Annotated in this window: 15 protein-coding genes; 8 read left to right on the forward strand and 7 right to left on the reverse strand. The window is 70.0% G+C overall.

The genetic code is table 11. The annotated features are described in order from the left end of the window. Positions 1-43: 43 nt before the first annotated feature. The 3 genes from OG266_RS32790 to OG266_RS32800 all read right to left on the reverse strand — a co-directional run bounded on the left by OG266_RS32790 (position 44) and on the right by OG266_RS32800 (position 2,313). Complete coding sequence (locus tag OG266_RS32790; RefSeq protein WP_371550111.1) at positions 44-814, reverse strand: endonuclease/exonuclease/phosphatase family protein; 771 nt, start codon at positions 812-814, stop codon at positions 44-46. A gap of 76 nt (positions 815-890) precedes the next feature. Beyond that, entirely contained in the window at positions 891-1,511 is a 621-nt protein-coding gene (locus OG266_RS32795; protein ID WP_371550114.1) for a hypothetical protein, read from the reverse strand. Next, complete coding sequence (locus OG266_RS32800; protein WP_266465148.1) at positions 1,504-2,313, reverse strand: carboxylesterase; 810 nt, start codon at positions 2,311-2,313, stop codon at positions 1,504-1,506. Before OG266_RS32800 ends, OG266_RS32795 begins: the two co-directional genes overlap by 8 nt. A gap of 175 nt (positions 2,314-2,488) precedes the next feature. On the opposite strand from OG266_RS32800, the gene OG266_RS32805 reads away from it, so the two are divergent. The 5 genes from OG266_RS32805 (at position 2,489) to OG266_RS32825 (ending at position 7,529) form a co-directional block, all read left to right on the forward strand. Beyond that, complete coding sequence (locus tag OG266_RS32805) at positions 2,489-3,283, forward strand: 1-acyl-sn-glycerol-3-phosphate acyltransferase (RefSeq protein ID WP_266465153.1); 795 nt, start codon at positions 2,489-2,491, stop codon at positions 3,281-3,283. A gap of 31 nt (positions 3,284-3,314) precedes the next feature. Next, the gene (macS, locus tag OG266_RS32810) at positions 3,315-4,577 is read left to right on the forward strand and encodes a MacS family sensor histidine kinase (RefSeq protein ID WP_371550117.1); all 1,263 of its coding nucleotides are present in this window, start codon (positions 3,315-3,317) and stop codon (positions 4,575-4,577) included. Beyond that, positions 4,574-5,254 (forward strand): response regulator, encoded by a 681-nt coding sequence (locus OG266_RS32815; protein ID WP_371550119.1) that lies wholly within the window; start codon positions 4,574-4,576, stop codon positions 5,252-5,254. The genes macS and OG266_RS32815 overlap by 4 nt, the downstream gene beginning before the upstream one ends. Positions 5,255-5,397: 143 nt before the next feature. After that, positions 5,398-6,426, forward strand: a complete 1,029-nt coding sequence (locus OG266_RS32820) for a 6-phosphofructokinase (RefSeq protein WP_266465162.1) — start codon at positions 5,398-5,400, stop codon at positions 6,424-6,426. Between the two features lie 107 nt (positions 6,427-6,533). Continuing rightward, entirely contained in the window at positions 6,534-7,529 is a 996-nt protein-coding gene (locus tag OG266_RS32825) for a 2-hydroxyacid dehydrogenase (RefSeq protein WP_329548126.1), read from the forward strand. Here OG266_RS32825 and OG266_RS32830 read toward each other — a convergent pair. The 3 genes from OG266_RS32830 to OG266_RS32840 all read right to left on the reverse strand — a co-directional run bounded on the left by OG266_RS32830 (position 7,481) and on the right by OG266_RS32840 (position 9,821). After that, positions 7,481-9,361: an anthranilate synthase family protein gene (locus tag OG266_RS32830; RefSeq protein ID WP_371550122.1), complete on the reverse strand. Its 1,881-nt coding sequence runs from the start codon at positions 9,359-9,361 to the stop codon at positions 7,481-7,483. The two genes, OG266_RS32825 and OG266_RS32830, sit on opposite strands and share 49 nt — an antisense overlap. Before the next feature lie 110 nt (positions 9,362-9,471). Further along, the gene (locus tag OG266_RS32835) at positions 9,472-9,528 is read right to left on the reverse strand and encodes a trp operon leader peptide (protein WP_073723848.1); all 57 of its coding nucleotides are present in this window, start codon (positions 9,526-9,528) and stop codon (positions 9,472-9,474) included. 146 nt (positions 9,529-9,674) lie between these two features. Further along, positions 9,675-9,821, reverse strand: coding sequence for a hypothetical protein (locus tag OG266_RS32840; RefSeq protein ID WP_371550124.1), 147 nt, complete (start codon positions 9,819-9,821; stop codon positions 9,675-9,677). A gap of 30 nt (positions 9,822-9,851) precedes the next feature. Between OG266_RS32840 and OG266_RS32845 the strand changes: the two genes are divergently transcribed. The 3 genes from OG266_RS32845 to OG266_RS32855 all read left to right on the forward strand — a co-directional run bounded on the left by OG266_RS32845 (position 9,852) and on the right by OG266_RS32855 (position 12,812). Further along, positions 9,852-10,865 carry a glycoside hydrolase domain-containing protein gene (locus OG266_RS32845; RefSeq protein WP_371550125.1) on the forward strand — a complete coding sequence of 338 codons (1,014 nt, stop codon included), beginning with the start codon at positions 9,852-9,854 and terminating at the stop codon, positions 10,863-10,865. 135 nt (positions 10,866-11,000) lie between these two features. Then, positions 11,001-12,356: a class II 3-deoxy-7-phosphoheptulonate synthase gene (locus tag OG266_RS32850; RefSeq protein ID WP_266465179.1), complete on the forward strand. Its 1,356-nt coding sequence runs from the start codon at positions 11,001-11,003 to the stop codon at positions 12,354-12,356. A 171-nt stretch (positions 12,357-12,527) separates the two neighbouring features. Further along, complete coding sequence (locus tag OG266_RS32855; RefSeq protein ID WP_371550127.1) at positions 12,528-12,812, forward strand: bacterioferritin-associated ferredoxin; 285 nt, start codon at positions 12,528-12,530, stop codon at positions 12,810-12,812. An 8-nt stretch (positions 12,813-12,820) separates the two neighbouring features. Here OG266_RS32855 and bfr read toward each other — a convergent pair whose 3' ends face one another. Then, positions 12,821-13,300: a bacterioferritin gene (gene bfr, locus OG266_RS32860; RefSeq protein ID WP_371550128.1), complete on the reverse strand. Its 480-nt coding sequence runs from the start codon at positions 13,298-13,300 to the stop codon at positions 12,821-12,823. Positions 13,301-13,307 lie beyond the last annotated feature (7 nt).

A 13,307-nucleotide genomic window follows, 5' to 3' on the forward strand; every position in this document is an offset into this window, starting at 1 on the left:
CGCCGTGCCCCTCGGGGTCGGCGGGCGTCGTCGTGCGCGGTCCCTACCCGGCGGGCACCTTGAGGGCGGCCAGCACCGGCAGATGATCGGTCGCCCTCCTGAGGTCATCCTCGGTCACACCGTCAAGACCCAGCGGAACCCCACACCCCAGGACCTCCACGCCCTCCGTGGCGAAGATCGCGTCGATACGCTGGTGCGGGTCCTGGGGAGTGGAGGTCTGCTCAGCGCCCCAGGGCCGGGTGGCCCAGCCGTCCTGGAGGGCCCCGGCAAGCCGCTTGAAGGTGCGCCCGTCCGGCCGCTCGTTGAGGTCACCCCCGACGACAGCATGCGGAGCGCCAAGACGGGCCAGCCGCTCGAGGAGCATGCCCCCCTGCTCGTACCGCTCGTCCTTCTGCAGCGAGAGATGACAGCTCAGAACACCGAGGCGGGCCCCACCGAACCGGACCACCGCGGTGGCGAACCCACGCCGGTGCAGTCCGGGCGTGAGCGGAAGCAGAACATCCTCGGTCCGCTCGACCGTCGCCCGCAGGGAGCACAACAACGCAGGCCCGGACGCGGTGGCCCCACCGGACAGAATCATCTGCCCGGAAGCCGCCGCGAGCCGAGCCAGCTTCTTCCGCCACCGAAAGAACCGCGGAGCCTCCTGCACCAGCACCAGGTCCGGCGCACAGGCCCCGATCACCCGCGCAAGCGCATCAGTGTCATCGCGCATCGAACGGATGTTGTAGCTGAGCACCCGGACAACAGCCGAACCATCGGATTCAGTACGGGAGTTGGGCAGCGCCCTGACCCCACCGGACGAGTTCGTAGGCATGGCGATCAAGATACGACAACACAGCCCTGCCCCCCAGGCACCCCGCAGCGACCCACGCGCGGAGGGGGGGGCGCGGTCAGACCACTGCGCCCCGGCCGGGGTCGTCGCCGTCCTCGTCGTCGCTCTTCATGCGTGTCACCAGGGTGGCGAAACCGCCCAGGAAGCCGCCGATGCCGAGGGTGGCGAGCCACCAGGTCATGTCCCAGCCGAGCAGGATGGCCAGCAGGAGCAGTACGGGGCCGCCCAGGACTGCCAGCCAGGCGAACTTGGCCGTGGTGTCGGCCGAGGGGAGCGGGGGCGGCTCGGGCGGTACGAAGTGGCCCTCGTCGGTGTCGTCGAAGTCGTCGTCCGTGGGCTCGGGGGCCTGGAAGTCACGCGGGCCGGCGACGCCGGGGGCGAAGGCAACGGAGCTGCCGAGGGGCTTCGCGGGCGCGGGCTTGTCCCCGGTCTTGTCCTCGGGCTTGTCGTCCTGGCTTCGCTTGTCGCTGTCCGCGTCGTCGTTCGTCTCGGGCTCGAGAAGGGCCAGGTCTTCCACCGACTTGAACGGTTTCGCGCCGGGCGGGTCCTTGGGCTCCTCGCCGTAACCGGACACGATCGCCTGCCAGGCGGCCTCCTCGTCGAAGGGCACGCTCTGCTCATCGCCGAGGGGCACGCCCTTCTCCTCGGAATCGTCGCGGTCCGCCTCGTGCTCAGCCACCGGTGGCCGTCCCTTCCTGCTGAACCCCTCGACCAGTGTCGGACTCCTTGCCGACACCGGGTGCGAGCCGGCCGATGAACGCGTAGCTCTCCTCGAAGATCCGGTCCGCATCGTGGTCCAACGTCGCGACGTGGTAGCTCTGTTCCAGCAGGATCTCCGTCACGTCCGTGGACGACACCCGGCTGAGGATCCGCTCCGAGTCGACCGGCGGCACCACATGGTCCTGCGGGCTGTGCAGGAGCAGCAGCGGCTGGGTGACCTGCGGCAGCTCGCCGTCCAGCAGGCGGTAGAAGTTGCGCATCGAGTGCGCCGCGTGCAGCGGCACCTTGTCGTAGCCGATCTCGGCGCTGCCTTCTTTGGCGATGTCGCTCGTGATGCCGGGCACCGTGCGCACGAAGTGCCGGAGCACCGGAAGGGCGTGCGCCGCCAGGCCGTGCACCTTGTTCGCGGGGTTGACGACGACGATGCCGCTCACCTCGTCCCCGTGCTTCGCAGCCAGCCGCAGGGCCAGCGCGCCGCCCATGGAGAGGCCGAAGACGAACACGTGGGCGCACCGCTCGCGGAGCGCGCGCAGCTCGCGGTCCACCTCGGCGTACCAGTCCTGCCAGCCGGTGAGCTGCATGTCCTCCCAGCGCGTGCCGTGCCCGGGCAGCAGCGGCAGCGCGACGGTGAGACCGCGCTCGGCGAGATACTCCGCCCAGGGGCGCAGCGACTGCGGGGAACCGGTGAAACCGTGGCACAGAAGGACGCCGACCTCTCCGCCTTCGTGGCGGAACGGCTCGGCTCCAGGAAGGACCGGCACCTTCGGTCTCCTGTTCGTGAGACGGGCGGAAGCAAGAAATGGCCCCGGGACTTCGAGGCGTACTTCACCGTACGCGACCGCACTGACACCGACCAGGGTCGTCGGGGCCTTTGACAGTGCTCCGGGTTAAGGTCTGACCTACGACACAGGAGGCACTCGGTTGATCTACGGCGCAATGAAGTTTTCCATCGGAGGGCCGCTGAAGCTCGCCTTCAGACCCTGGGTGGAAGGCCTCGAGAACATCCCCGCCGAGGGCCCCGCCATTCTGGCGAGCAATCATCTGTCGTTCTCGGACTCGTTCTTCCTGCCCGCGGTCCTCGACCGCAAGGTCACCTTCATCGCGAAGGCCGAGTACTTCACGACGCCCGGCATCAAGGGCCGGATGACCGCCGCCTTCTTCAAGGGCGTCGGCCAGCTCCCCGTGGACCGCTCCGGTGCGCGCGGCGCGGGTGAGGCGGCCGTCAAGAGCGGTATCGGCGTCGTCGAGCGCGGTGAGCTGTTCGGCATCTACCCGGAGGGCACGCGCTCGCCCGACGGCCGTCTCTACCGCGGCAAACCCGGCGGCCTCGCGCGCGTGGCGCTCGCCACCGGAGCGCCCGTCATCCCGGTCGCGATGATCGACACCGAGAAGATCCAGCCGCCGGGCAAGGTGATGCCCAAGCTGATGCGCCCGGGCATCCGCATCGGCAAGCCGCTCGACTTCAGCCGCTACAACGGCATGGAGCACGACCGTTTCGTGCTGCGCGCCGTGACCGACGAGGTCATGTACGAAATCATGAAGCTCTCCGGTCAGGAGTACGTCGACGTGTACGCGACGGCCGCCAAGCGGCAGCTCGCGGAGGCGGCGAAGGCCGAGAAGCAGGCGCACAAGGAAGCCGAACAGGCACAGAAGCAGGCGGAGAAGGACGCGACGGCCGCCGAGGCCGAAGCGGCTGCCTCGGCAGCCGACACGGAACGGGCCGGCTCCTAGGCGAGTCCGTCAGGGGTATGGGGTGGGGGACATGGCCAAGCGCGAGCGAGTCATGAGGATGTCGGTCGAGCAGCCGCTGTGGCGTGCGCTCAGCGGCTACCGCGTGCTGACGATGCTGTACGCGACCGGGCTCTTCGCCACCGCGTACGACGAGTTCGCCCGGCCCTGGGTGGCCATCACCTACTACGTCGTCCTGTTCGTGTGGACCATCGCGACCCTTCCCAGGGTCGCCAACGCGGCCAGCTGCACCAAGCGGTTCCTCGCCGCCGACCTGACCATCGCGCTCACCGGCATCCTGCTCACCCGGGTCGCCGACAGCGCGGCCCGGATAGACGCGGGCGGTCCGACCCTGCCGTCGATATGGACCGCCGGCTCCGTCCTGGCGTTCGCGATCAAGGGCGGCTGGCGCTGGGCGGCCTTCGCCTCCACGCTCGTCGCGGCCGCCAACCTCGTCCACCGCGGCGCCCCGACCCGCGACACCATCCACAACGTGCTCCTTGTCTGGGTCGCCTCCATCGCCATCGGATACGTCGTCGAGGTCGCCCGCGCCTCCGAGCTCACCCTCGCCCGCGCCCTGGAGATCGAGGCGGCGACCCGCGAACGGGAACGCCTGGCCCGCGACATCCACGACGGCGTACTCCAGGTCCTCGCCATGGTGCAGCGGCGCGCCTCTGCCCTCGGCGGCGAGACCGCCGAGCTGGGCCGGATGGCCGGTGAGCAGGAGGTGGCGCTGCGCACGCTGGTCTCGGGCGGCCTGGTGCCCGTCTCCCGGGTGTCCGAGGACGCCGCGCTCGGTGCCGTCGTACGAGCCGTCGACGAACCGGGCGACGACGAGGACCCCAAGGGCCCCGTAGACCTGCGCGGGCTCCTCGCCCCGTACGCCACCGCGCGCGTGACGCTCTCCGAGCCCGGCGCACCCGTGCCGCTCGCCCCGGCCGCCGCCAAGGAGCTGGCCGCCGCTGTCGGTGCCGCCCTGGACAATGTCCGCAAGCACGCGGGCGCGGACGCCAGGGCCTGGATCCTGGTCGAGGACGAACCGGACGCGGTGATCGTGACCGTGCGCGACGACGGCCCCGGCATCCCGGAGGGGCGGCTCGCCCAGGCCGAGGGGGAGGGGCGGCTCGGCGTGGCCCTGTCGATCCGCGGCCGGCTGCGCGAGATCGGCGGCGCGGCCGAGCTGATCTCGGTCCCGGGGCAGGGCACGGAGGTCGAGCTGAAAGTGCCGAAGGCGCCGAAGGATCCGAAGGCGTCCAAGGGTTCGAAGGTTTCACGGGGGAAGGCGGAGCGAGCATGAGTGAGCAGCACAAGGGTTCGATCAAGGTCATGGTGGTGGACGACCACCCCATGTGGCGCGATGCCGTCGCCCGCGACCTCGCCGAGGCGGGGTTCGACGTCGTCGCCACCGCGGGCGACGGCGAGCAGGCCGTGCGCCGCGCCCAGGCCGCCGCGCCCGACGTCCTCGTCCTCGACCTGAACCTGCCCGCCAAGCCCGGCGTCCAGGTCTGCAAGGAACTGGTCGGCGCCAACCCGGCGCTGCGCGTCCTCGTCCTGTCGGCCAGTGGTGAGCACGCCGACGTCCTGGAGGCGGTCAAGTCCGGCGCGACGGGCTATCTGCTCAAGTCGGCGTCCACGGCGGAGCTGACCGACGCGGTGCGCCGCACGGCCGTCGGCGACCCGGTGTTCACACCGGGCCTCGCCGGACTGGTCCTCGGCGAGTACCGCCGGCTCGCCTCCGACCCCGGGCCCGCCACGGGCGGCGACGAGCCCAGGGCACCGCAGCTCACCGACCGCGAGACCGAGGTGCTCCGCCTGGTCGCCAAGGGCCTCAGCTACAAGCAGATCGCCGAGCGCCTGGTCATCTCCCACCGCACGGTCCAGAACCACGTGCAGAACACCCTGGGCAAGCTCCAACTCCACAACCGTGTGGAACTCGTTCGCTACGCCATAGAGCGCGGCCTGGACGACGCGTAAACCACGGGTTACCCACCTTCGAGTGAAGGTGGGTGATCAACTCCCGCACAATTCACCGGAATTGACCTTCCGCACCATACTGAAGTGACCTGGATCACTATTAGCGTGAGTCCCGTCAGCCAACCATGGCGAAGGGACTTTCCATGCGGGTCGGAGTACTGACCGGAGGCGGCGACTGCCCCGGGCTCAACGCCGTCATCCGGGGCATCGTCCGCAAGGGCGTGCAGGAGTACGGCTATGACTTCGTCGGCTTCCGGGACGGCTGGCGGGGTCCGCTCGAGGGCGACACCGTCCAGCTCGACATCCCGGCCGTGCGCGGCATCCTGCCCCGCGGCGGCACCATCCTCGGCTCCTCGCGCACCAATCCGCTCAAGGTCGAGAACGGCATCCGCCGGATCAAGGAGACCCTCGCCAAGCAGGATGTCGAGGCGCTCATCGCGATCGGCGGCGAGGACACGCTCGGTGTGGCCGCGCGCCTCACCGACGAGTACGGCGTCCCCGTCGTCGGCGTACCGAAGACCATCGACAACGACCTGTCCGCCACCGACTACACCTTCGGCTTCGACACCGCCGTCAACATCGCCACCGAGGCGATCGACCGGCTGCACACCACCGCCGAGTCGCACATGCGGGTGCTCGTCTGCGAGGTGATGGGGCGGCACGCGGGCTGGATCGCCCTCCACTCCGGCCTCGCGGGCGGCGCGAACGTCATCCTCATCCCCGAGCAGCGCTTCGACGTGGAACAGGTCTGCTCCTGGGTGACCTCCCGCTTCAAGGCCTCGTACGCCCCGATCGTGGTCGTCGCCGAGGGCGCCATGCCCAAGGACGGCGACGTGGTCCTCAAGGACGGCACGCTCGACTCCTTCGGACACGTCCGGCTCTCCGGTGTCGGCGAGTGGCTGGCCAAGGAGATCGAGAGGCGCACCGGCAAGGAGGCCAGGACCACGGTCCTCGGGCACGTCCAGCGCGGCGGCACCCCCAGTGCCTTCGACCGCTGGCTCGCCACCCGCTTCGGCCTGCACGCCATCGAGGCCGTCCGGGACGGCGACTTCGGCAAGATGGTCGCCCTGCGCGGCACGGACATCGTCCGCGTCCCCATCGCGGAGGCCACGGCCAAGCTGAAGACGGTGGACCCGAAGCTGTACGAGGAGGTCGGGGTCTTCTTCGGCTGAGGCGGCTGGGGCGGCTGAGTCCGTGGGTCCTGCCGCTCCGTCGACCCGGCGACCTGGGGTTATGGGCCGTATATTCGGCCCATAACCCTCCAGGACGGGAGTAGCCGGTGGAGATTCTGGCGTTCGGTGTGCAGGCCGACGAGAAGCCCCTGATCCAGAAGGCCTTCGCGGGACACCACGACGTCCGCTGCCTCGACGTCTTCCTGACCGAGGACACCGCTCCCATCGCGGCCGGCCACGAGATCATCTCCACCAGCGTCAACTGCGGCCTCGGCCACCGCGTCCTGCAGACCCTCGCGGCCGGCGGCACGCAGATGATCGCCCAGCGCTCCACCGGCTTCAACAACATCGACCTCGATGTCGCCGAGCGCCTCGGCATGACCGCGGCACGGGTCTCGTACTACTCGCCGTACTCGGTCGCCGAGTTCGCCTGGACCCTCGGCATGGCCGTCAACCGCCGTATCGTCCGCGCCGCCATCCGCACCCGCGACTTCGACTTCCGCCTCGACGGCCTGATGGGCCGCGACATGCACGGCCGCACCGCGGGCGTCCTCGGCACCGGCAAGATCGGCGAGGCGTTCACCCGGATCGCCCACGGCTTCGGCATGAACCTGCTCGGCTGGGACGTCGCCGAGAACCCGGCCTGCCTGGACCTCGGCATGAAGTACGTCCCCAAGGAGCAGCTCTTCGCCGAGTCCGACCTGATCACCCTGCACGTCCCGCTCATGCCTGAGACGCAGCGGCTCATCGACGCCGCCGCGCTGCGCACGATGAAGGACGACGCGATCCTCGTGAACTCCAGCCGCGGCGGCCTGATCGACACCGCGGCCCTCGTCGACCAACTGCGCGAGGGCCGCTTCACGGGCGTCGGCCTCGACGTGTACGAGGCGGAAGCGGGACTCTTCTTCCTCGACAAGTCCCTGGAGGCCGTCGAGGACGACACCCTGGCCCGCCTCGTCACCTTCCCGAACGTCCTGGTCACCTCCCACCAGGCGTACTACACCGTGGACGCCGTTGGCCAGATCATCGACACCACCCTGAGCAACGTCCTGGACTACACCGCGGGCCGCCGCTCGGAGAACGTGCTGGTCCCGCGCAGCTGACCCAGCAACTCCCGTACGATCCCGGTGCCGCGCAGCGTCAGCACCGACTCCGGGTGGAACTGGACGCCGGCGAACCCCGGCCCTCTTAGCGCGTGGACCTCGCCCGTGTCGCTGCGGCTGGCCTCGACGCCATGGGCCGCCAGCTCGGCAGCCGTCTCGTCGTCGCACCGGGCCACGAAGCTGTTGTAGAAGCCGACGGTCTCCGGCCGCCCGAAGAGGCCGACCTCGGTCTGCGCGCCCTGGTAGGGCACCTCCTTGCGCACGATCTCCAGCCCCAGTTCGGCCGCGATCAGCTCATGGCCGAGGCAGACGCCGAGCACGCCGTGGCGGTGGGTGCGCAGGACCTCGGCGGTGAGCCCGCGCAGGAAACGCATCTTGGGGTCGTCGACATCGCCCGGATCACCGGGCCCCGGCCCCAGGATCAGCGGCCCCTCATGGGCGAGCACGACCTCCCGCAGCCCGGGCTCGTCATAGCGCCGTACGGTCACCTCCAGCCCCGACGACCGCAGCACATGCGCGAGCATCGCCGTGAACGTGTCCTCGCCGTCCACGACCAGGGCGTGCCCCTCCAGCGCGTCGGTCCGCTCCTGCATCCGCAGCCAGAACGGCGCCAGCGAGCCCCGTCGCCCGTCGAGCGCCGCCTGCACCCGCGGATCGTCGGCCAGCTTCGGCCGTACGCCCTCCTCGCGCGGCCTGCCTTCGAGGACCCCCAGAGCCGCCAGCACCCCCGCCGCCTTCGCATGCGTCTCGGCGACCTCGCTCGCGGGATCCGATCCCCGGACGAGGGTGGCGCCGACCGGCACCCGCAGCCGCCCGTCCGCGTCGATGTCGGCGGTCCGGATGAGGATGGGGGAGTCGAGGGTCTGGGCCCCGCCCGCGTCCCGTCCGACGAGGGCAAGGGCGCCCGCGTAGTAGCCGCGTCCGCCGACCTCGTGGCGCTCGATGACCCGGCACGCGTTCTGCACCGGCGACCCGGTCACGGTGGCGGCGAACATGGTCTCGCGCAGAACCTCCCGTACGTCCAGCGACGACCGGCCCCGCAACTCGTACTCGGTGTGCGCGAGATGGGCCATCTCCTTGAGCCGCGGCCCGATCACCACCCCGCCCATGTCACCGACCGTGCACATCATCTTGAGCTCCTCGTCGACGACCATCGAGAGCTCCTCGATCTCCTTGCCGTCGGCGAGGAAGGCGAGCAGATCCTCGGGCGTCGGACCCCCGGCCGGGTAGCGGTACGTCCCGCTGATCGGGTTCATGACGACCGTGCCGCCCGCCATCCGCACGTGCACCTCGGGACTCGCCCCGACCAGCGTCCGCTCCCCGGTGTGCACGACATACGTCCAGTACGCGCCCCGCTCACCGACGAGCAGCCGTCGGAAGAGGGCCAGCGCGTCGGCCTTCCCGAACCCCGGGATCTGCCCCTCGTACGTACGCCGGATGACGAAGTTCGCGCCCTCGCCGCTTCCGATCTCCTCGTGGAGCACTCGCCCGACGATCCCCGCGTACTCCTCGTCGGCGACGTCGAAGCCGCCGCCCTCGACCCGCACCTCGTGCGACGGCAGCTCCGCCAGGGCGCGCTCCAGCGGCAGTTCGTACGTCTTCTGCGGGGTCAGTACCGCGAGCGGTGTGCCGTCGTCGCGGACGTCGAAGCCGCGCTCCCTGATCTGGCGGAAGGGGATCAGCGCGAGGCCCTCGTCGGGGAGGTCGGCGAGGCGGTCGCAGGTGCTGACGGGCCCGAGCATGACCTCGACCACGTCATGGTCGTGACCGGGTGTGCGGCGGCGCAGCAGGGCGAACGGACGGGGATCGTCCAGCAGATCGAGCAGGTTCATCGGTCCTGTTCCTTCTCGGTGAGGTCTGACCGACTCAGAGAGGAACGGGCTCCGGGAAACGCCGAAGGCCGCCCCTCGGGCGGCCTTCGCGAAGTCTTGAGTACGCGCGATCAGTGGGCCGCCGGATGAGCGGTCCACCACCAGGTCTGGGTCGAATGCGCGAACATGCGCCGCACCCTACCCGACGCCGGGGGCCGGGCAACAGCGTGAACCGCGCGGGCACCGGGTTCGGATCGCCCGGTCGGCGGCCATTGATGGGTTCACAGCCCGACCGAGGAGCCCGACCGAGGAGAGAGTCATTCACGCAGCTCGTTCACCCCTGTCCCGCCGGAGCGGCGCACGCGCGCTCACGGCCCTCGCCGCAGCCGCGGTCCTTGCCGCCGGCTGGCCGGGCGCCGCCCAGTCGGCCCCGCGCCCCGCCGAATCCGACGACACCACCCAGGTCAGCTACCGCGGCCACGAGTTCACCGTCCCCGCCTCCTGGCAGGTCGTGGACCTGGCGGCCAACCCGGAAGCCTGTGTCCGCTTCGACCGGCACGCCGTGTACCTCGGCACGCCCGGCGGCCGACAGGACTGCCCGGCGCGTCTGAGGGGACGTACCGAAGCACTCCTGATCCAGCCCGCCACCGCCGCGCGGAGCGCCGTCACCGAGAACCGCACGGCCCGCACCTACAGGGCCACCGCGGACCGCATCACCGTGACCGCCGCGTACGGAGACGACCGGGGCAGCATCCAGCGGATCCTGCGCAGCGCCGGTCTGCCCGTCGCCGCCCCGGAGACGGAGCAGACGGCCGTGGCGCCCGTCCCCGCGGACGCCACCTCGTTCCGGGGCGAGGGCTTCGACGCCTGCACCGCACCGAGCCAGTCGGCGATGGACGCCTGGCGGGACGCGTCCGACTACGGCGCCATCGGCATCTACATCGGCGGCCTCAACCGCGCCTGCGCCCAGCCGAAACTCACGGCCGCGTGGGTGCGCACGCAGTACGCCAACGGCTGGCGGTTCTTCCCGCTGTACGTCGGCCGGCAGCCCTCCTCCGACGGCGGCAGCTGCGGCGGTGGCTGTGCGTCGATCACCGACCCGGTACCGCAGGGCACCGCGGCCGCCGACGACGCGGCCAAGCAGGCCGCGGCGCTGGGCCTCGGCAAGGGGTCGGTGATCTACAACGACCTGGAGCACTACACCCGCGGCTCCACCGTGACCGCCCGGGTGCTCGCCTACATCGAGGCCTACACCGAGCGCCTGCACCAGCTGGGCTATCGCTCGGGCGCGTACGGCAGCGTCTCGTCCCTGATCACCGACCTGGTGGCCAACGTGAAGACGATCACCCCGCCCGACGTGATCCACTTCGCCCGCTGGAACGGTGAGTCGACGCTCACGGACCCGTCGATCCCCGCGAAACTCTGGGCCGACCACCAGCGCATCCACCAGTACGTGGGCGACACGACCGAGACCCACGGCGGTGTGAAGATCAGCATCGACCGCAACCGGCTCGACGTGGACTAGCCGACTCTCGCCTGCTCCGGGCGGCCGTACGCACCCGTCGTACGGCCGCCCGGAGCGCGCCCCGATCGAGCGCGCCCCGTCTCAATTGATGAGCAGGTGGATGGACGCCCGACACGACCCCGTAATGTTTACGGGGTGACCGTGAACGCTGATTCCCAAGCCATCGCCGCCAAGGCGACCTGGCGAGACCTGCCCGCGGCGCAGCAGCCCGAGTACCCCGATGCCGAGGCTCTGCGCGATGTGATCGCGGACCTCGAGTCGTATCCGCCGCTCGTCTTCGCCGGCGAGTGCGACCAGCTGCGCGCCCGTCTGGCGGCCGTCGCGAAGGGCGACGCGTTCCTGCTGCAGGGCGGCGACTGCGCCGAGTCCTTCGACGCCGTGAGCGCCGAGCACATCCGGGCCAAGCTCAAGACCCTGCTCCAGATGGGCGCTGTCCTCACCTACGCCGCCTCCGTGCCGGTCGTGAAGGTCGGCCGTATCGCGGGCCAGTACTCCAAGCCGCGCTCCAAGGGCACCGAGACCCGTGACGGCGTGACCCTGCCGACGTACCGCGGTGACTCGGTCAACGGCTTCGACTTCGACGAGAAGTCCCGCATCCCGGACCCCGAGCGCCTGAAGCGGATGTACAACGCCTCCGCCTCCACGCTCAACCTGGTGCGCGCCTTCACCACCGGCGGCTACGCCGATCTGCGCCAGGTGCACGCCTGGAACCAGGACTTCGTGAAGTCCTCCCCGTCCGGGCAGCGCTACGAGCAGCTGGCGCGCGAGATCGACAACGCGCTGAACTTCATGCGGGCCTGCGGTACCGACCCGGAGGAGTTCAAGACCGTCGAGTTCTACGCCTCCCACGAGGCGCTGCTCCTCGACTACGAATCGGCGCTGACCAGGGTCGACTCGCGTACGGGCCACCTGTACGACGTCTCGGGCCACATGGTGTGGATCGGTGAGCGCACCCGTCAGCTGGACGGCGCGCACATCGAGTTCGCCTCGAAGATCCGCAACCCGATCGGGATCAAGCTGGGCCCGACGACGACGGCCGAGGACGCGCTGCAGTACATCGAGCGCCTCGACCCGGACCGCGAGCCGGGCCGTCTCACCTTCATCGTGCGGATGGGCGCGGACAAGGTCCGCGACAAGCTGCCCGAGCTGGTCGAGAAGGTCACCGCCTCCGGCGCGACCGTGGCCTGGATCACCGACCCGATGCACGGCAACACCTACGAGGCGGCTTCCGGCCACAAGACCCGCCGCTTCGACGACGTGCTGGACGAGGTCAAGGGCTTCTTCGAGGTCCACAAGGGTCTGGGCACCCACCCGGGCGGCATCCATGTCGAGCTCACCGGTGACGACGTCACCGAGTGCGTGGGCGGCGGCGACGAGATCTTCGTCGACGATCTGCACCAGCGCTACGAGACGGCCTGCGACCCCCGTCTGAACCGCAGCCAGTCCCTTGACCTGGCCTTCCTTGTCGCGGAGATGTACCGCGACCAGTAGCGGGCGGACAGCCGTTTCGGCTGTTACAGGAGCGTGAAGTGGGGCGCGGATCACATACGATCCGCGCCCCACGGCACTTTTACGGTTCCTGACAGGCGGGTAAGGTTAGGTTAGCCTCACCGATCATCGGGATGGCACGACCTACGAAATCCCTGTCGGGAGGTGGACCGCGTGTACGTCTGCAACTGCTTCGGTGTCACCGAGGCGCAGGTGAAGAAGCACGCGGAGGGCGGTGCCTGCACCCCCCGCCAGATAGCGTCGGAGTGCAAGGCGGGCACGGACTGTGGTTCGTGCGTCCGCCGAATTCAGGCCCTGCTGGGCCGGGGCGCGTGCCCGCGCCGCGAGCTGGTGGACGAGGGCAGGCCGGTCCTCTCCGAGGTCCCGGTGCCGGCGGCCGAGGTTCCGGTGTCCGCGACCGAGGTTCCGGTGTCCGCGTCGCTGGACGAGGCCGCCTAGAGGGCGGACTAGCTGTCCGGCTGCTCGATCTGCTGCGCGATGTAGAGCGCCTCGCCGAGCTTCTCGACCAGGTCGAGCTGCGTGTCGAGATAGTCGATGTGGTGCTCCTCGTCCTCGAGGATGTCCTCGAAGATGTTCGCCGACGTGATGTCGCCCTTCGCGCGCATCACCTCGATGCCCCGCTTGAGGCGGTCGATCGCCTCGACCTCCACCTGCCGGTCGGCCTGGAACATCTCGGTGAGGGTCTGCCCCACTCGCACATGGAACAGCCGCTGGTAGTTCGGCAGGCCGTCCAGCATGAGGATGCGCTCGGTGATCTTGTCCGCGTGCTTCATCTCATCGATGGATTCAGAACGCGTGTACTTGGCGAGCTTGGTCCAACCGTTGTTGTCCTGGATGCGGTAGTGCAGCCAGTACTGGTTGATCGCCGTCAGCTCGCCGGTGAGCTGTTCGTTCAGGAACTCGAGGACCTCGGGGTCGCCCTGCATCGCAGAG

It is taken from the genome of Streptomyces sp. NBC_00554, from assembly GCF_041431135.1.
Taxonomy (GTDB): Bacteria; Actinomycetota; Actinomycetes; order Streptomycetales; family Streptomycetaceae; genus Streptomyces.